Source organism: Rhizobium sp. BK008 (genome assembly GCF_014197345.1).
GTDB classification, from domain to species: domain Bacteria; phylum Pseudomonadota; class Alphaproteobacteria; order Rhizobiales; family Rhizobiaceae; genus Rhizobium; species Rhizobium anhuiense.
On sequence record NZ_JACIFK010000008.1, the window covers coordinates 361,153 to 378,433 of the forward strand.

The following is a 17,281-nucleotide window of genomic DNA, read 5'->3' on the forward strand; positions in this document are numbered from 1 at the left end:
CAAAATATGAAAACCATCGTCGTCTGCTCCGGCGGACTGGACTCCGTTTCGCTTGCCCACAGGATAGCCGCGGAAAAACAGCTTATCGGCCTAATCTCCTTCGACTACGGCCAACGGCATCGCAAGGAACTCGAATTCGCCGCGAAGTGTGCCGCACGCCTTTCCGTTCCCCATCATATTATCGACATTGCCAGCATCGGCGGCCATCTCAGCGGATCGGCCCTGACCGACAATGTCGAGGTTCCCGACGGCCACTATGCCGAGGAGACCATGAAAGCCACGGTCGTCCCGAACCGCAACGCCATCATGCTGGCCATCGCCTTCGGTCTGGCGGCAGCGCAAAAGGCAGATGCCGTTGCCGTCGCCGTGCATGGTGGCGACCACTTCATTTACCCCGACTGTCGGCCGGGCTTCATCGACGCCTTCCAGCGCATGCAGAACGAAGCGCTGGAGGGTTATGCCAGCGTGAAATTGCTTGCACCGTATGTCGATGTTCCCAAAGCGGCGATCGTGGTTGACGGCGAAAAACACGGCACGCCGTTTTCGGAAACATGGTCCTGCTACAAGGGCGGCAGGCTCCACTGCGGGCGCTGCGGAACCTGCGTCGAACGCCGCGAGGCCTTCCATCTGGCCGGCGTTCCCGATCCGACGGAGTACGATGACCGGGACTTCTGGAAAGCGGCCCTGTCCCAATATTCGGCGACGGAGGCGCGTTGATGTACCGCATCACCAAGGAGTTTCACCTCTCCGCCTCCCATCAGCTGGATCATCTGCCCGCCGACCATCAATGCGCTCGGCTCCACGGCCACAACTACATTGTGGTCATCGAGCTCTCCGCCGAAAGCCTGAATGATGACGGCTTCGTTCGTGACTACCACGACCTCTCGTCGCTCAAGCGCTATATCGACGAAACCTTCGATCATCGGCACCTGAACGACGTCTTCGGCCATTCGAAAGTCACCTCCGAGTTCCTGGCAAGGCACTTTTACGACTGGTGCAAGCAGCGCTTCCCGGAGACATCCTCCGTTCGCGTCAGCGAGACGCCGAAAACCTGGGCGGAGTACAGACCGTGAGTGGCGGAACCATTCGCGTCAGCGAGATCTTTGGCCCGACCATCCAGGGTGAAGGCGCCTTGATCGGGCTGCCGACGGTGTTCGTCAGAACAGGCGGCTGTGATTATCGATGTTCCTGGTGCGACAGCCTGCACGCGGTCGACAGCGCGTTCCGCGATCAATGGATTCCGATGTCCCCCGAGGCGATCTGGCATAAGGTCACCGAACTCTCCGGGGCAAAGCCACTGACGGTTTCCCTTTCCGGAGGCAATCCGGCGATACAACCCTTAAGGCCGCTGATCGAACTTGGCCATTCCCAAGGATACCGCTTTGCACTGGAAACGCAGGGAAGCATAGCCCAGGCCTGGTTTCGCGATCTCGACGTCCTGGTCATCAGCCCCAAACCGCCATCCAGCGGCATGCCGACGGATTGGGACCAGGTGGACCACTGTCTTCACCTAGCCGCCAGCGGCCCCGAGATCGTCCTGAAGATCGTCGTCTTCGACGATGCCGACTACGCATTCGCCCGACGGGCAGGTGAGCGCTATCCGCAAATTCCCCTGTTCCTCCAACCCGGCAACCACACCCCGCCGCCGCCCGACGATGACTACGCCCGCATTGATATCGACGGTGTGATGGATCGGATGCACTGGCTTGTCGACAAGGTGACGGCGGACCAATGGTTTGCAGCCCGCGTGCTGCCTCAACTGCACGTGCTGCTTTGGGGAAACAAGCGAGGGGTCTGAGCTACCTGCCCTCTGGAAAGGCGAAGACATCGACCGGTTCGCCGAGCCCGCGCAGCGGGAAGGTGCCGAGACTGTCCATCTCCTCCGCGCAGCCCGCCATTTCGACGAAGGCCCGCGATAGCAGCACCGGACGCTTGACCTCCTTGGTCAGGCTTTCCAGCCGCGAGGCGACATTGACCGCCGGCCCGATGACGGTGAAATCCAGCCGCCGGCGCGAGCCGATATTGCCGTACATGACATCGCCGACATGCACGCCGACGCCGTAGCGCAGCGGTTCGCGCCCATTGCTCGCATGCTGCTGGTTCAATTGCGCCATCAACTCCTGGCCCTCACGGATCGCCTGCAGCAGATCATGACAGGCCGTTTCCTTGCTCAGCGGGAAGATCGCCAGCAAGCCGTCGCCCATGAACTTCAGGATCTCTCCGCCATAGCGCTCGATCGGGTCGGACATAGCGTCGAAATAATCGTTGAGCAGATGGATGACGTCGTCGCGCGGCCAGAGATCCGAAATCGCCGTAAAGTCGCGCAGATCGCAGATCATGATCGCCGCGCCGACGGTCGCGCCGCTGCCACGCGTCGTAACACCCGACAGGATCTGCTCGCTCGCATGCGGTCCCACATAGGTCTGCAGCAGCGTGCGCGCCATGATGTTCTTCAGCCGGATTTCGCTGACGAGGGTCAGGGCCGGCAGCAGGTCGCGCAGGGAATCGATATGATCATTCGTAAAACCGCCCGGCCGGCTGGTGGAAAATGTCGCGACGTGCCGTTTGCCGAACGTATGCTCGACCGGCCAGGCGATATACTCCGTGAGACCGTCGTCGCGCAGTTCCTGGTAGAATGAATCCTCGTCGCCGTCGGCTGTATCTTCCAGCTGTTTGCGCACCTCCTCCGCACCCTGATGGATCGCATTGACGGGACTTTTCAGGAACTCCGGGGTATTTTCGACACCATAGGCGAAAGTGTTGATCTTCGCCTCCGTCAGACCCTCCTTCCAGAGGATGCGGGCGCCAATCCATTGCGGATGGTTCGTCCTGAAATGCAATGTCGCGCGCGCCACCGGCACCCCTGAAGCCAATAGCTTCTCGCACATCTCCACCAGGATGTTGTCGATGAACCGCTCGCCGCGCGTCTCGTTCACCAGCCAGTCGAGGATCCGTCTCCTGCGGATCGGCCAGACGCCATCATCCGCTTCGACGGTAGTCCCGGCCTTGTCCAAAAGAGACGACATCAAAAACTCCTGCTGCGCCATATCGGCGAGTACTGAATTTAGTTTCAGCTGAATGTGGGCGATAGGGAAGCAAATGATAAGGGGGAGACGGCGATCAAACCTCAGAAATCCCAGTCCTCGTCCTCGGTCGCCACTGCCTTGCCGATGACATAGGAGGAGCCGGAGCCGGAGAAGAAGTCGTGGTTCTCGTCGGCATTCGGCGAAAGTGCCGACAGGATCGCCGCGTTGACCTTGCAGGCATCAGCCGGGAAAAGCGCCTCATAGCCGAGGTTCATCAGCGCCTTGTTGGCATTGTAGTGCAGGAACTTCTTGACGTCCTCGGTCAGCCCGACGCCGTCATAGAGCGCTTCGGTATATCTGGCCTCGTTATCGTAGAGTTCGAGCAGCAGCTCGAAGGCGAAATCCTTGATCTCCTGCCTTCTCTCATCACCGAGCCGCTCCAGCCCGCGCTGGAACTTGTAGCCGATATAATAGCCGTGCACCGCCTCGTCGCGGATGATCAGGCGGATCATGTCGGCCGTGTTGGTGAGCTTGGCGCGGCTCGACCAGTACATCGGCAGGTAGAAGCCGGAATAGAACAGGAAGCTTTCGAGGAAGACGCTCGCGACCTTCTTCTTCAGCGGATCGCCGGAGCCGTACTGCTCCATGATCAGCGCCGATTTCCGCTGCAGGAATTCATTCTCCTCCGACCAGCGATAGGCATCGTCGACATCGGGCGTCGAGCACAGCGTCGAGAAGATCGAGGAATAGGAGCGCGCATGCACAGCCTCCATGAAGGAGACGTTGGAAAGCACCGCCTCCTCATGCGGCGTTGCCGCATCTTCCATCAGCCTTATGGAACCGACGCCATTCTGGATCGTGTCGAGCAGCGTCAACCCGGTGAAGACGCGGATGGTCAGTTGTTGCTCGACCGGCGTCAGCGTCGCCCAGGAAGGAATGTCGTTCGAAAGCGGCACCTTTTCCGGCAGCCAGAAATTACCGGTGAGCCGGTTCCAGACTTCGAGATCCTTATCGTCCTCGATACGGTTCCAGTTGACGGCGCGCACGCGGCTGATCGGCTTTACGGCGATGTTCATGGTGATTATGTCCTCAATAGATCTGATGGCGCTCGGAGCCCCCTCACCCTGCCCTCTCCCCCAGGGGAGAGGGGATGTCGCGCCTGCCGCAAATGTCTTCTCCCCATCGGGGAGAAGGTGCCGGCAGGCGGATGAGGGGGCCATTTGCTTAAAGGCTCGCGGCCGAAATCAACTCACAGCGTACAAGACACACAGCCCTGCACCTCAGTGCCGGACAGCGCCATTTGGCGAAGGCGGATGTAGTAGATCGTCTTGATGCCCTTCTTCCAGGCATGGATCTGCGCCCTGTTGATATCGCGCGTCGTCGCCGTGTCGCGAAAGAACAAGGTCAGCGACAGCCCCTGGTCGACATGCTGGGTCGCCGCCGCATAGGTGTCGATGATCTTCTCCGGTCCGATCTCGTAGGCATCCTGATAATAATCGAGATTGTCGTTGGTCATGAACGGTGCCGGATAATAGACGCGGCCGATCTTGCCTTCCTTGCGAATTTCGATCTTCGAGACGATCGGGTGGATCGAGGAGGTCGAGTGGTTGATGTAGGAGATCGAGCCTGTCGGCGGCACCGCCTGCAGGTTCTGGTTATAGAGGCCGGAGGCCATGACCGCCTTCTTCAGCGCGGCCCAGTCTTCCCTTGTCGGAATATGGATGCCCGCCGTCTCGAACAGCGCCCTGACCTTCTCCGTCGCCGGCTCCCAGAGCTGGTCGGTATATTTGTCGAAATAGTCGCCGGAAGCATATTTCGAATTCTCGAAGCCCTTGAAGCTTGTGCCGCGTTCGACCGCCAAGAGGTTCGAGGCGCGGATCGCGTGATAGGTGACCGTATAGAAATAGATGTTGGTGAAATCGACGCCTTCCTCCGAGCCGTAGAAGATGCGTTCGCGGGCGAGATAGCCGTGCAGGTTCATCTGGCCAAGGCCGATCGCATGGCTCTCGTCATTGCCCTTCTCGATCGAGGGAACCGAGGAAATGTGGCTCATGTCGGAAACGGCCGTCAGCGCCCGGATCGACGTCTCGATCGTCTTGCCGAAATCGGCCGAATCCATGGCCGCAGCGATGTTCAACGAGCCGAGATTGCAGGAAATATCCTTGCCGAGATGTTTGTAGGAGAGGTCGTCGTTATAGTCGCTCGCCTCGCTCACCTGCAGGATCTCCGAGCAGAGATTGCTCATCGAGATGCGTCCGGCGATCGGGTTCGCCCGGTTCACCGTGTCCTCGAACATGATATAGGGGTAGCCGCTCTCGAACTGGATTTCGGCAAGCACCTGGAAGAATTCGCGCGCCTTGATCTTCTTCTTTGAAATGCGGGCATCCGCCACCATCTCGCGGTACTTTTCCGTCACCGAAATCTCGGTGAAAGGCGCGCCATAGACGCGTTCCACGTCATAGGGCGAGAACAGGTACATGTCTTCATTGTTCTTGGCGAGCTCGAAGGTGATGTCGGGCACGACGACGCCGAGCGACAGCGTCTTGATGCGGATCTTCTCGTCGGCATTTTCACGCTTGGTATCGAGGAAGCGCATGATGTCGGGGTGATGGGCGTTGAGATAGACCGCACCCGCGCCCTGCCGCGCCCCGAGCTGGTTGGCATAGGAAAAACTGTCTTCGAGCAGCTTCATCACCGGGATGATGCCAGACGACTGGTTCTCGATCTGCTTGATCGGCGCGCCGGCCTCGCGGATATTGGTCAGCGACAGCGCCACGCCGCCGCCGCGCTTCGACAATTGCAGCGCCGAATTGATCGACCGGCCGATCGATTCCATATTGTCCTCGACGCGCAGCAGGAAGCAGGAAACCAGCTCTCCGCGCTGCTTCTTGCCGGCATTGAGGAAGGTCGGCGTCGCCGGCTGGAAACGGCCGGAAATGATCTCGTCCACCATGTCGCGGGCAAGGCCCTCGTCGCCGCGCGCAAGCGCCAGCGCCACCATGCAGATGCGGTCCTCGTAGCGCTCGAGATAGCGCTTTCCGTCGAAGGTCTTCAGCGTATAGCTGGTGTAATATTTGAAGGCGCCGAGGAAGGTCGGGAAACGGAATTTCCTGGCATAGGCCTGGTCGAACAGGTCTCGCACGAAATTGAAGGAATACTGGTCGAGAACCTCCTGCTCGTAATAACCCTCGGTCACGAGGTAATCGAGCTTTTCCCTCAGATTGTGAAAGAACACCGTGTTCTGGTTCACATGCTGCAGGAAATACTGCTTGGCCGCCAAACGATCCTTGTCGAGCTGGATCCGCCCATCCTCGTCATAGAGGTTCAGCATGGCGTTCAGCGCGTGATAGTCGAGCGTTTCCGCCGCTTTCAAAGGGCGTTCGCCGGCGGGATGAGCAAAAGTGTTATGCGGTTTTGCGCCCGCATCCCGCGTCAGAGTTGTTCCCGTGTCCAAAATCGTTCCATCCCGTGTTTGACGTTGGCGACGTCGTCTTCCGTGCCCATGAGCTCGAACCTGTAGAGATACGGCACCAGGCATTTCCGCGAGACCACGTCGCCGGCGAGCCCGTATGTCTCGCCGAAATTGCTGTTGCCCGCGGCGATCACGCCGCGGATGTGTCCTCGGTTTTCCGCATCGTTCAAGAAACGGATCACCTGCTTGGGAACGGCACCCTTGCCGCCGTCGCCGCTATAAGTCGGCACAACAAGCACGAAGGGTTCGTGGATATGGAACGCGTCAACGCCACCGGTCGGAATGCGCGCCGCGCGCAGTCCGAGCTTGGCGACGAACCGATGGGTATTTTCGGATCGGCTGGAATAATAGACGATCAACCCCACCGCTTGTCCTCACTCAGGAGAGCGCGCTGATCATGTCGGGGCGGAAGCCCGCCCAGTGCTGCTCGCCGGCGATGACGACAGGCGCCTGCATGTAGCCGAGGCTGCGGACCCGATCGAGCGCTTCGGCATCCTGCGAGATATCGACGATGTCATAATCGACACCCAGACGGTCGAGGGCGCGGTAGGTGGCAGTGCACTGGACGCAGGCAGGCTTGCTGTAGACGGTAATGGTCATAGTATTCCTCGTGACGACGCGATTGGGACGCAGGACATCGATCGGAAATCTCTCGATATCCGTCGAAAAGGCTCTGTATTTTGCAGCTATGCGGCTCGTTCAGCCGCCGGGCGCGACGTGCCCTTTATATTGCGCGGGTGGCGGCCTGAATTGAGATACTGACATGACTTCACCCCGAAGTGGCTCAATGCGAAGGTTTCAGGGGCGGAGGTTCGGGCCTGCGCAACGCGATGCGGAGATCCCCGCAGCCATGCAAACGCGACCTTCCGGACACCCCGCCCGTGGACGTTTTGTTCGAGGCAGGTCTCCTGGCTCACGGGTCAAAGCACCCTGCCCCAGCCTTCCCAAGGCCTCATGCCTCAGTGACCTGAAATCGGACAGTTGCTCTCCGCTCACAGTTGCGGGGGCAGCTCCGGCGTTGTTGCGCCGTCATGGCGAAACGCACCGTATTCCCGTCTTAGCCATCGCTCCCTACGAATCGATGGAACCTCGAACACTAGATATAGTACGCCAATCCAAATTCGCGTCAACGGATGGTTTGTGCATTGCGTTACGACAGGTTTGAAATCGCTACATTCCTGTGAAGAACATGGATAACCAAAGCTTAAAGACAGCAGGCTGTGGAGAAGCCCCACGAGGGGAGCCGACCTATGACCGGTCCAAAGATTTCGGTTCGAGATCAGGCCCGAATCGTCGATGGGACATCCCGCCGGTGACGGGCGCCGGAGGATGAAGTCGGGGAATGCTTATATCTTTATCCGAAGCAGCCGCAGCGCGTTGATCGTCACCAGCACGGTGGCACCGGTATCGGCGAGGATCGCCGGCCAGAGCCCGGTAATGCCCATGATCGTCGTCACCAGGAACACCGCCTTCAGCCCCAGCGCGATGCTGATGTTCTGCAGGATGTTGCCCATCGTGCGTTTGGAAAGTTCGATCATCCGCGCCACGTCGCCGACGCGTCCGTGCAGCACGGCGGCATCCGCGGTCTCCAGTGCCACATCGGTGCCGCCGCCCATGGCGATGCCGATATCGGCAGCGGCCAGCGCCGGAGCATCGTTGATGCCGTCGCCGACCTTGGCGACGATCAAGCCCTGGCGCTTCAATTCGCCGACGACACGCTGCTTGTCCTCAGGCATCATCTCCCCGAGCCAGTCGATGCCGAGCATGCCGGCCACGGCTGCCGCCGTCCGCTTGTTGTCGCCCGTCAGCATCATCGCCTTGACGCCTGCCGATTTGAGGCTAGCGAGCCCGGCCTCGGCATCCTCGCGCGGCTCGTCGCGCATGGCGATCAGGCCGGCCGCGATACCGTTGACAAGCAGCACCGATACGCTCTTGCCCTCGTCGTTGAGCGCCGTGATGCGTGCATCCTGCTCCGCGCTGAGCGCCCCGAGCGCACGGGCAGCCGGCGGCGACAACAGGTCCAGCGTCTCGCCGCCGACCTTGCCGCTGACACCCTTGCCCGGCAGCGCTTCCAGCTCAAAGGCTGGCGGCACGGGAACGCCGTCCGCCTTGGCGCGGTTGAGGATAGCCAGGGCCAAGGGATGGCTGGATCCCTGCTCCAGCACCGCCGCGCGCGACAACACCTGCGCCTCCTTCAATCCGAAGGAAATGATGTCGGTCACCTGTGGCCTGCCCTCGGTCAGCGTGCCTGTCTTGTCGAAGGCGACCATCGTCACCTTGCCGAGCGTTTCCAGCACCGCGCCGCCCTTCATCAGCAGCCCGCGCCGCGCCCCCGCCGAAAGCGCAGCGGCGATTGCCGCCGGCGTCGAGATGACAAGCGCGCAGGGGCAGCCGATCAGCAGGATGGCGAGACCCTTATAGATCCATTCGCCCCACGACCCGCCGAACAGCAGCGGCGGAACGATGGCAACCAATGCTGCGACCACGACCACGCCGGGCGTGTAATAGTGCGAGAAGCGGTCGATGAAACGCTCGGTCGGCGCCTTCGATTCCTGCGCCTCCTCCACCAGCTTGACGACTCGGGCGATGGTATTGTCGGCCGCCGCCGCCGTGACGCGAACCCGGAGCAGCACATCGCCATTCACCGTGCCGGCAAAAACAACGGCATCGACACCCTTGCGCACCGGCGTGCTCTCACCCGTCACCGGCGCCTCGTCGATCGCACTCTCGCCGGAAACAATGATGCCGTCCGCCGAGATCCGGTCCCCCGGACGCACCATGATGACGGCGCCGACGGCAAGGCTTTCCGCCGGCACTTCCCGCGTCTGGCCATTGTCTTCGAGCAGCGCATTCTTCGGCACCAGGGCCGCCAGCGACTGGATGCTTTGGCGCGCCTTGCCCGCCGCCACCCCTTCCAGCAGCTCGCCGACGAGGAACAGGAACACGACGGTTGCCGCCTCCTCGCCGGCATTGATGATGACGGCGCCAACGGCGGCGATGGTCATCAGCATCTCGATCGAAAACGGTGTTCCCGAGAAAGCGGCCATGACGGCGCGCCGTGCAATCGGCACCAGGCCGACCAGCACGGCGACGATGAAGGCGTAAGAACCAATCGCCGGCACCAGATGGCCGACGGCATAGGCGGCAACGAGTGCGACACCCGAAAGGATGGTCAGCCGGCCCTTCCGGCTCTGCCACCAGGGACCGGCCATCGGCGCATGGTCGTGCCCGTGCAGGCCCTCGATTTCCTTCGCGCCATGATCGTGCGAGTGGTCATGACTTACATGATCATGGCCGTCATGGTCATGGTCATGGTCATGGCCCGCGTGATCACCATGGTCATGCTGATGGTCGTGACGATGCCGCGCACCGTTTTCCTGCGCGGGTGCCGCGCTTCCGGCAAGCGGCGCGACGGAATAGCCGAGCCCTGTCACCTTCTTCTCGATCGCCTTGAGATCGCTGCTGCCGTCATGCCGGACGGTCATCGTGCCCGCCATCACCGAAACGGAAACATCGGCGACACCCGCCACGCGTCTGACCGCGGTATCGATCTTGGTTGCGCAGGCGGCGCAATCCATGCCGCCGACCCGGTATCGTGTCTCGCTCTCAGCCATGATCCGCTTCCTTGTCAAACAGAAGCATCCCTCCTACATCCTCTAGCGACTAGAGGTGCAAGAGGAAAATCATGAAAAAGATCACGATCGGCGAAGCCGCGCGCCAAAGCGGCGTCAAGGTGCCGACAGTGCGTTACTATGAAAGCATTGGCCTGCTCGCCGCCCCGAGCCGCAGCGAGGGCAACCAGCGCTCCTTCGAACCGGCCGATGTCAGCCGCCTCGCCTTCATCCGCCACGCCCGCGAACTCGGCTTCGAGATCGAGGCGATCCGCACGCTGCTCACCCTGCAGGATGATCCGCACCAGTCCTGCGCCTCGGCCGACGCCATCGCCAAGGCCCGCCTCATCGAGGTCGAGCAGCGCATCCGCAGCCTGAAGGCGCTGAAGGCCGAGCTGGAAACCATGGTGGAAGGCTGCGGCCACGGCCGCGTCGATCAATGCCGCGTCATCGAGGTTCTCGCCGACCACGGCCAGTGCACGCATCCGCACCACTGATCTCAGCCCTTGCAGGCGATCCGCGCCCGCGCCAAAACTCAATGCAGACAGAATCGGGCGAAGACCTCTATGAACCAGAAGCGGATTGCCATCATCGGCGGCGGCCCGGCGGGTCTCGCGGCTGCCGAACTGCTTTCCCGTTCCGGTCATGCGGTGACGGTCTACGACGCCATGCCGACCTTCGCCCGCAAGTTCCTGCTGGCCGGCAAATCCGGTCTCAACATCACCCATTCCGAGGATTATGCCCGTTTCGCCACGCGTTTCGGCCCCGCCTCCGTCCATCTACGCGCCGCCCTTGATGCCTTTACCCCAGATGATATCAGGGATTGGGCCGCAGGCCTCGGGACCGAGACCTTCGTCGGCTCATCCGGCCGGGTTTTCCCGAAGGTGATGAAGGCCTCGCCTTTGCTGCGCGCCTGGCTCAGGCGGCTGGAAGCACAGGGCGTCACGCTGCGCACGCGCCATCGCTGGATCGGTTTTGCTGAAGACGGCTATGTCTTCGAAACGCCCGAAGGGCGCAGCATCATCCGTTGTGACGCAGCCCTGCTGGCGCTCGGTGGCGCAAGCTGGCCGCGCCTCGGCTCCGATGCAAGCTGGCTACCCTTGTTATCGGCAAGGGGCGTTGAGATCGAGGCTTTCAAACCCGCCAATTGCGGCTTCGTCGTCGACTGGAGCAAAAACTTCGGCGAGCGTTTCGCCGGCGAGCCGGTGAAATCGGTCACCGCAACCTCCGAGGCCGGCACCCTTCCCGGCGAATTCGTCATCACCGGAAGCGGCATCGAGGGCAGCCTGATCTATGCCCATACCGCCAGCCTCCGCGACCAACTGCTGAACCATGGCAGCGCCGTCCTGACGCTCGATCTCGCACCCGGCCGCACCATCGAAAGGCTGCGCCACGATCTTGCGCGGCAGGACCCCAAATCCAGCTTTTCAAACCGCCTGCGCAAGAGCGCCGGCCTCGACGGCGTCAAGGCCGCGCTGCTGCGCGAATTCGCGCCCGAGCGCGACCGGACAGATCCCGAACGCCTGGCCGGCCTGATCAAGGCCCTGCCGGTGCCGGTGATCGAAACCCGCCCGATCGCCGAAGCGATCTCCTCGGCCGGCGGCATCTGTTGGAGCGGCATCGACGAAGGCTACATGTTGAAGGCGCTGCCGGGCACCTTCGTCGCCGGCGAAATGCTCGACTGGGAAGCACCGACAGGCGGTTATCTTCTCACCGCCTGCCTGGCGACCGGCCGGGCGGCCGCGCGCGGCATCGAGGCCTGGCTGTTGCGGTCGATGCCGATGATCTCGAACCGGATCTAGATCAATGAAATGACGGATGATGTCGTGCAAAGATCGCTGACGCTTTCCAGCATTGTGCCCTGATTGCCGGGGCGAAGGGGGGATGGCCGTCGACACTTGCAATTGCAAACCGGCCGCTTTTCCATCAGACTATGCTGAACTTCGGTGGGAGGAGCCGATGCACGAACACTCAGCGCACGCCGAGCACGTCTACACGTCTGCCCAGCGCGATTCCGCCGCAGCCAGTTCTCCGGTCGTCGCCTCATGGCGTCGATGCATGACCATGCACCAGCTCGCGCCCGAGGACGAACGGGCACCGCTGCGCCTTACCGATCAGGAATTCCGCAATGCACGCGAGCAATCCGAACAGCTGATCGCCAGCGCGACGGGAGAGCTCGATCGTCTCTTTACCACCGTCGGCAAAGCCGGCTGCTGCCTGCTTCTGACCGACAAGAACGGCATCGCGCTGGAGCGCCGGGGAGCTGCCGGCGACGACAAGGAATTCCGCGAACTCGGCCTCTGGACCGGCTCGATCTGGACAGAGGCGAGCATCGGCACCAACGGCATCGGCACCGCACTTGCAGACGAGCGTGCCGTCGCCATATTCCGCGATCAGCATTTTTTCTGCTCGAACACCAGCCTCAGCTGCACGACGGCGCCGATCCGCGATCATCGTGGCCGGCTAGCCGCGGCGCTTGATATCTCCACCTGCCGCGAAGACGTCAACGAGATGACGCTGGCGATCCTGACGCAAACCGTGCGCGATGCGGCGATGCGCATCGAGCTCAACCTCTTCCGTTCGGCCTTTACAGGCGCCCGTTTCCTCATGGTCCCGGCCGGCGCCAATTCCGCCGCCGCTCTGCTCGCCGTCGACAGGCACGATCTGGTGCTCGGCGCGACGCGCGCCGCCCGCATCGCGTTGCAGCTGGACGACAGACGCATCGCCGCCGGCATTCCGGCCGCCGATGCCCTGCATGAGGCTGGCGTCTCGCAGCAGGATGAGATCATCGAGGCGGAGAAGGCAGCGCTGCTTCGGGCGCTGTCGCGCGCCGGCGGCAACGTCTCACGGGCGGCGACCGCGCTCGGCATCAGCCGCGCTACGCTGCACAGGAAGATGAAGAAGCTCGATCTCCACTGATCAGCCTCAAGGGTTCCGCCGCTGCGGCACTCGCGACCCGATGCTGTCGCAGCTCTGCGACACTGTGCACTGCGGTATGGAAGACCCACCCTAGTCCCTGCGCCAAAACATATTCATTTTCCTCCCACTGGTTCGCTTGGGAACCTGGATCATCAAGGGAGGATGACATGCTTCATCAGAAAATCGTCGAGTCGCCGTTCAAACTGAAATACGGCAACTATATCGGCGGCGAATGGCGTGAGCCGATCGAAGGCAAATACTTCGAAAACGTTACGCCCGTCACCGGCGGCAAGCTCTGCGACATTCCCCGCTCGAATGAAAAAGACATCAATCTTGCGCTCGACGCTGCCCATGCGGCCAAGGAAAAATGGGGCCGCACCTCTGCTGCCGAGCGCTCCAATATCCTCATGAAGATCGCCCAGCGCATGGAAGACAAGCTGGAATTGCTTGCCCAGGCCGAGACCTGGGACAACGGCAAGCCGATCCGCGAAACCATGGCGGCCGACATTCCGCTGGCGATCGACCACTTCCGCTATTTCGCTTCCTGCATCCGCGCTCAGGAAGGTTCGATCGGCGAGATCGACCATGATACCATCGCCTATCACTTCCACGAACCGCTCGGCGTCGTCGGCCAGATCATTCCCTGGAATTTCCCGATCCTGATGGCCACCTGGAAACTCGCTCCGGCGCTTGCCGCCGGCAACTGCGTCGTCCTGAAGCCCGCCGAGCAGACGCCTGCCTCGATCCTGCTCTGGGCCGAACTCGTCGGTGATCTCCTGCCGCCCGGCGTGCTCAACATCGTCAATGGCTTCGGCCTCGAAGCCGGCAAGCCGCTGGCGACCAGCCCCCGCATCGCCAAGATCGCCTTCACCGGCGAGACGACGACCGGCCGGCTGATCATGCAATATGCCAGCCAGAACCTCATTCCGGTGACGCTGGAGCTCGGCGGCAAATCGCCGAACATCTTTTTCGCCGATGTGATGGCTGATGACGACGACTTCCTCGACAAGGCGCTCGAAGGCTTTGCGATGTTTGCCCTCAACCAGGGAGAAGTCTGCACCTGCCCGAGCCGCGCCCTCGTCCAGGAATCGATCTACGACCGCTTCATGGAAAAGGCCGTCAAACGCGTCGAGGCGATCAAGCAGGGCAACCCACTCGACAGCGCGACGATGATCGGCGCCCAGGCTTCGTCGGAGCAACTGGAAAAGATCCTCGCCTATCTTGATATCGGCAAGCAGGAAGGTGCGGAGGTTCTGACCGGCGGCTCGCGCAACGATCTCGGCGGCGAACTGGCGAACGGCTATTACGTCAAGCCGACGATCTTCAAGGGCCACAACAAGATGCGCGTCTTCCAAGAGGAGATCTTCGGACCGGTGGTTTCGGTCACGACCTTCAAGAACGAGAAGGAGGCGCTCGAAATCGCCAACGACACGCTCTACGGCCTCGGCGCCGGTGTCTGGAGCCGAGACGCCAATCGCTGCTACCGTTTCGGCCGCGAGATCCAGGCCGGCCGCGTCTGGACCAATTGCTACCACGCTTACCCGGCCCATGCCGCCTTCGGCGGCTACAAGCAATCGGGGATCGGCCGCGAAACCCACAAGATGATGCTCGACCACTACCAGCAGACCAAGAACATGCTGGTGAGCTACAGCCCGAAAGCCCTTGGCTTCTTCTGAGATGCAACATGGCGGGAGGGTCTCAAACCCCTCCCGAAACTTCGGAGGAAGAACAATGGAAACGACCGTCAACGGCGAACCGCGTGTTCTTGCAACCGACGCGGCACTCGCTCTGATCGGCGAGATCAGGCGGGATCATCCCGATATCCTCTTCCACCAGTCCGGCGGCTGCTGTGACGGTTCCTCGCCGATGTGTTATCCCGCCGATGACTTCATGATCGGCGACAGCGACGTCAAGCTTGGCGAGATCGGCGGCGTGCCGGTCTATATCAGCGCCAGCCAGTTCGAGGCTTGGAAGCATACGCAGCTGATCATCGACGTCGTGCCCGGCCGCGGCGGCATGTTCTCGCTCGACAACGGCCGCGAGAAGCGCTTCCTCACCCGCTCCCGCCTCCTCGGCGGCGGCGAGGCCTGCGCCATCCCGGATGTGACAGTAAGGTCCGTCTAGAGCATGATGCCGAAAAGTGTAAGCGGCTTTCGGGCGACATCATCCTCTAACTAGCTAATTTAGAACGGGATTCAGATTGTGGGCCAACCGGACCTAAAATCATCCTGTTCCAGGGAATTTCGTCTGTAGTATTCCCATAGTACCCTCTGCCTCTCGCGCTTTGCTACTCTCCGCCTGTTGGTTTCAAAGGGAGGAAACGATGCCAGCCTCAAAGATCCTGATGATTACGGGTGATTTCACCGAAGATTACGAAACGATGGTGCCGTTCCAGACGCTGCTTGCCTGCGGCTATACGGTCGACGCCGTCTGCCCCGGCAAAAAGGCCGGTGAGACCGTCGCTACCGCCATCCACGATTTCGAGGGCGACCAGACCTATTCCGAAAAACGCGGCCACAATTTTGCGCTGAACGCCACTTTCGACAGCGTGCGGGCCGAAGATTACGATGCGCTCGTCATCCCCGGCGGCCGCGCACCTGAATATCTGCGCCTCAATGCCGACGTCATCAAATCCGTCCGCCATTTCTTCGACGCCGGAAAACCCGTCGCCGCCATCTGCCATGGCGCGCAGCTGCTTGCCGCTGCCGGCGTGCTGAAGGGCCGCACCTGCTCAGCCTATCCCGCCTGCCGGCCGGAAGTCGAACTTGCCGGCGGCATCTATGCCGACATCGCCATCAGCGATGCGGTCTCGGACGGCAATCTGGTTACGGCGCCGGCCTGGCCGGCGCATCCCTCATGGCTACGCCAGTTCATGGCTGTGCTGGATGCCGCAGCCCTGTTGGAAACCAACGCCGCCTAAAAAGGCGGCACGGGAGGACGACATGTGTGAACTCTTCATCAAGGCGGATGCACGGCTCTGGGAAAGCACCACCCGGTCGCTGCGCATCGACGGCATGGTCACCAGCGTCAGGCTGGAAAACTTCTTCTGGTCGAAGCTGGAGGAAATCGCGCGGCGCGACGGCATGAATGTCGTTCAGTTGATCACCCGGCTGCACCATGAATCGATCGATGCCGGACATGATCTCGGAAACTTCACGTCCTTCCTGCGAGTCTGCTGCGCCCGCTATCTCGATCTCCAGCTCACCGGCGACATCCCGGGCGATGTCACCCGTCCCATCTCAAGCCTCGACGCGCCTGTCATCCTCGGCCGCGAACGGGCGAAATATCACTGACAGCCGGCCGGCACGACCATCGGGTGATGATAGACGAAGCTGCCCGCGGCAACTCGCCGGCAGTTCCGCAAGACGTGTCGACATAAGCCTTGCGGCGGGCTTGCGCTGGCGCGCAGCCTGGATCAACAATGCGCGCATCGTCCAGCAGCGGCACCGTCAGGAGATCAACTATCATGAACGACCAGAAAGCCGTGATTGTCACGGGCGCCGGCGGCAACCTCGGCAGCGCCGTTGTCCGTGAGCTTGCCGGCGCCGGCGCAAAACTCGTCTGCATGAACCGTTCGAGCGACGAGCTGGAAGCCTTGGCCGCCACTCTTCCCGCCTCCACCGAGTTTCTGTCGATCGCCGGAACCGATCTCACCGACTACGCCTCCTGCGCCGCCGCTGTTGCGCGGGCCGTCAAGCGTTTCGGCGGCGTTAGCGCATTGGTCAACACCGTCGGCGGCTTCCAGATGGGGCCGGTCGGACCGGACGCTCCTGCCCAATGGGAGACGATGATGACTGCAAACGCCCGCACCGCCCTGACGATCAGCGCCGCGGTTCTCCCGACCATGAAGGCATCAGGCTACGGCCGCATCGTTCATGTTGCTGCCGCACCCGGACTGAAGGCCGGCGCCAGGCAGGCCGCGTACGCCGCCTCGAAAGCCGCCGTTATCCGGCTGACCGAAGCGATCGCTGCCGAATGCCGCGACGACCGCGTCACCGCCAACTGCATCCTGCCAGGGACGATCGACACGCCTGAGAACCGCGCGGCCATGCCCGATGCGAAGACGGACGGCTGGGTCTCGCCGCAATCGATCGCCCGCCTCATCGCCTTCCTGATTTCGCCGGCCGCAGCCGTCGTCACCGGCGCGGCAATCCCAGCGACCGGCCGCGAATAACGGAAGATGCGACGTGAGCCGCCGTCAGTGGATGATCAGACGAGAGAGACCTGCAAGTTTTAGTCAATGACACACGATC

17 protein-coding genes and 1 riboswitch are annotated in these 17,281 nt (G+C 61.7%); of the genes, 11 read left to right on the forward strand and 6 right to left on the reverse strand.

The features are described 5' to 3' along the window. Positions 1-6: 6 nt before the first annotated feature. From queC to queE, 3 genes are read left to right on the forward strand one after another with little or no spacing between them, the layout of a single operon-like run. Positions 7-717, forward strand: coding sequence for a 7-cyano-7-deazaguanine synthase QueC (gene queC / locus FHT69_RS27700; RefSeq protein ID WP_028755620.1), 711 nt, complete (start codon positions 7-9; stop codon positions 715-717). Beyond that, positions 717-1,073, forward strand: coding sequence for a 6-carboxytetrahydropterin synthase QueD (gene queD, locus FHT69_RS27705; protein WP_028755619.1), 357 nt, complete (start codon positions 717-719; stop codon positions 1,071-1,073). The genes queC and queD overlap by 1 nt, the downstream gene beginning before the upstream one ends. Further along, positions 1,070-1,798: a 7-carboxy-7-deazaguanine synthase QueE gene (queE, locus tag FHT69_RS27710; protein WP_183906225.1), complete on the forward strand. Its 729-nt coding sequence runs from the start codon at positions 1,070-1,072 to the stop codon at positions 1,796-1,798. The genes queD and queE overlap by 4 nt, the downstream gene beginning before the upstream one ends. Before the next feature lies 1 nt (position 1,799). On the opposite strand, the gene FHT69_RS27715 is transcribed toward queE, so the two are convergent. The 6 genes from FHT69_RS27715 to FHT69_RS27740 form a co-directional block, all read right to left on the reverse strand. Beyond that, a complete protein-coding gene (locus tag FHT69_RS27715; protein ID WP_028755617.1) occupies positions 1,800-3,026 on the reverse strand; it encodes an adenylate/guanylate cyclase domain-containing protein in 1,227 nt (408 codons plus the stop codon). A gap of 101 nt (positions 3,027-3,127) precedes the next feature. Then, a complete protein-coding gene (gene nrdF / locus FHT69_RS27720) occupies positions 3,128-4,102 on the reverse strand; it encodes a class 1b ribonucleoside-diphosphate reductase subunit beta (RefSeq protein WP_183906226.1) in 975 nt (324 codons plus the stop codon). Positions 4,103-4,275: 173 nt separating this feature from the next. Beyond that, positions 4,276-6,480 (reverse strand): class 1b ribonucleoside-diphosphate reductase subunit alpha, encoded by a 2,205-nt coding sequence (gene nrdE / locus FHT69_RS27725; protein ID WP_183906227.1) that lies wholly within the window; start codon positions 6,478-6,480, stop codon positions 4,276-4,278. After that, positions 6,459-6,863, reverse strand: a complete 405-nt coding sequence (nrdI, locus tag FHT69_RS27730) for a class Ib ribonucleoside-diphosphate reductase assembly flavoprotein NrdI (RefSeq protein WP_028755614.1) — start codon at positions 6,861-6,863, stop codon at positions 6,459-6,461. Before nrdI ends, nrdE begins: the two co-directional genes overlap by 22 nt. Positions 6,864-6,876: 13 nt before the next feature. Then, complete coding sequence (nrdH, locus tag FHT69_RS27735; protein ID WP_018243700.1) at positions 6,877-7,098, reverse strand: glutaredoxin-like protein NrdH; 222 nt, start codon at positions 7,096-7,098, stop codon at positions 6,877-6,879. Between the two features lie 280 nt (positions 7,099-7,378). Next, positions 7,379-7,605, reverse strand: a riboswitch (cobalamin riboswitch). A 239-nt stretch (positions 7,606-7,844) separates the two neighbouring features. Continuing rightward, a complete protein-coding gene (locus FHT69_RS27740; protein ID WP_183906228.1) occupies positions 7,845-10,112 on the reverse strand; it encodes a heavy metal translocating P-type ATPase in 2,268 nt (755 codons plus the stop codon). A 71-nt stretch (positions 10,113-10,183) separates the two neighbouring features. Between FHT69_RS27740 and FHT69_RS27745 the strand changes: the two genes are divergently transcribed. From FHT69_RS27745 to FHT69_RS27780, 8 genes are all read left to right on the forward strand, one after another. Continuing rightward, positions 10,184-10,606 carry a MerR family transcriptional regulator gene (locus tag FHT69_RS27745; protein ID WP_028755612.1) on the forward strand — a complete coding sequence of 141 codons (423 nt, stop codon included), beginning with the start codon at positions 10,184-10,186 and terminating at the stop codon, positions 10,604-10,606. Between the two features lie 69 nt (positions 10,607-10,675). After that, a complete protein-coding gene (locus FHT69_RS27750; protein ID WP_183906229.1) occupies positions 10,676-11,911 on the forward strand; it encodes a TIGR03862 family flavoprotein in 1,236 nt (411 codons plus the stop codon). A gap of 157 nt (positions 11,912-12,068) precedes the next feature. After that, the gene (locus FHT69_RS27755; RefSeq protein WP_028755610.1) at positions 12,069-13,028 is read left to right on the forward strand and encodes a helix-turn-helix domain-containing protein; all 960 of its coding nucleotides are present in this window, start codon (positions 12,069-12,071) and stop codon (positions 13,026-13,028) included. A 167-nt stretch (positions 13,029-13,195) separates the two neighbouring features. Further along, the gene (gene adh / locus FHT69_RS27760) at positions 13,196-14,704 is read left to right on the forward strand and encodes an aldehyde dehydrogenase (protein WP_048338614.1); all 1,509 of its coding nucleotides are present in this window, start codon (positions 13,196-13,198) and stop codon (positions 14,702-14,704) included. A gap of 55 nt (positions 14,705-14,759) precedes the next feature. Then, a complete protein-coding gene (locus FHT69_RS27765; protein WP_028759017.1) occupies positions 14,760-15,152 on the forward strand; it encodes a DUF779 domain-containing protein in 393 nt (130 codons plus the stop codon). A gap of 199 nt (positions 15,153-15,351) precedes the next feature. Further along, complete coding sequence (locus tag FHT69_RS27770) at positions 15,352-15,948, forward strand: DJ-1/PfpI family protein (protein WP_028759016.1); 597 nt, start codon at positions 15,352-15,354, stop codon at positions 15,946-15,948. Positions 15,949-15,970: 22 nt separating this feature from the next. Next, entirely contained in the window at positions 15,971-16,321 is a 351-nt protein-coding gene (locus FHT69_RS27775; protein ID WP_028755606.1) for a ribbon-helix-helix domain-containing protein, read from the forward strand. Between the two features lie 173 nt (positions 16,322-16,494). After that, positions 16,495-17,202 (forward strand): SDR family NAD(P)-dependent oxidoreductase, encoded by a 708-nt coding sequence (locus FHT69_RS27780; RefSeq protein WP_047620003.1) that lies wholly within the window; start codon positions 16,495-16,497, stop codon positions 17,200-17,202. Positions 17,203-17,281 lie beyond the last annotated feature (79 nt).

Bases quoted from the DNA above. Each gene is read 5' to 3' on its own strand.
- queC (WP_028755620.1), top strand. From the start codon at position 7: ATGAAAACCATCGTCGTCTGCTCCGGCGGACTGGACTCCGTTTCGCTT.
- queD (WP_028755619.1), top strand. From the start codon at position 717: ATGTACCGCATCACCAAGGAGTTTCACCTCTCCGCCTCCCATCAGCTG.
- FHT69_RS27715 (WP_028755617.1), bottom strand. From the start codon at position 3,026: ATGTCGTCTCTTTTGGACAAGGCCGGGACTACCGTCGAAGCGGATGAT.
- nrdF (WP_183906226.1), bottom strand. From the start codon at position 4,102: ATGAACATCGCCGTAAAGCCGATCAGCCGCGTGCGCGCCGTCAACTGG.
- nrdH (WP_018243700.1), bottom strand. From the start codon at position 7,098: ATGACCATTACCGTCTACAGCAAGCCTGCCTGCGTCCAGTGCACTGCC.
- FHT69_RS27740 (WP_183906228.1), bottom strand. From the start codon at position 10,112: ATGGCTGAGAGCGAGACACGATACCGGGTCGGCGGCATGGATTGCGCC.
- FHT69_RS27745 (WP_028755612.1), top strand. From the start codon at position 10,184: ATGAAAAAGATCACGATCGGCGAAGCCGCGCGCCAAAGCGGCGTCAAG.
- FHT69_RS27750 (WP_183906229.1), top strand. From the start codon at position 10,676: ATGAACCAGAAGCGGATTGCCATCATCGGCGGCGGCCCGGCGGGTCTC.
- FHT69_RS27755 (WP_028755610.1), top strand. From the start codon at position 12,069: ATGCACGAACACTCAGCGCACGCCGAGCACGTCTACACGTCTGCCCAG.
- adh (WP_048338614.1), top strand. From the start codon at position 13,196: ATGCTTCATCAGAAAATCGTCGAGTCGCCGTTCAAACTGAAATACGGC.
- FHT69_RS27765 (WP_028759017.1), top strand. From the start codon at position 14,760: ATGGAAACGACCGTCAACGGCGAACCGCGTGTTCTTGCAACCGACGCG.
- FHT69_RS27770 (WP_028759016.1), top strand. From the start codon at position 15,352: ATGCCAGCCTCAAAGATCCTGATGATTACGGGTGATTTCACCGAAGAT.
- FHT69_RS27775 (WP_028755606.1), top strand. From the start codon at position 15,971: ATGTGTGAACTCTTCATCAAGGCGGATGCACGGCTCTGGGAAAGCACC.
- FHT69_RS27780 (WP_047620003.1), top strand. From the start codon at position 16,495: ATGAACGACCAGAAAGCCGTGATTGTCACGGGCGCCGGCGGCAACCTC.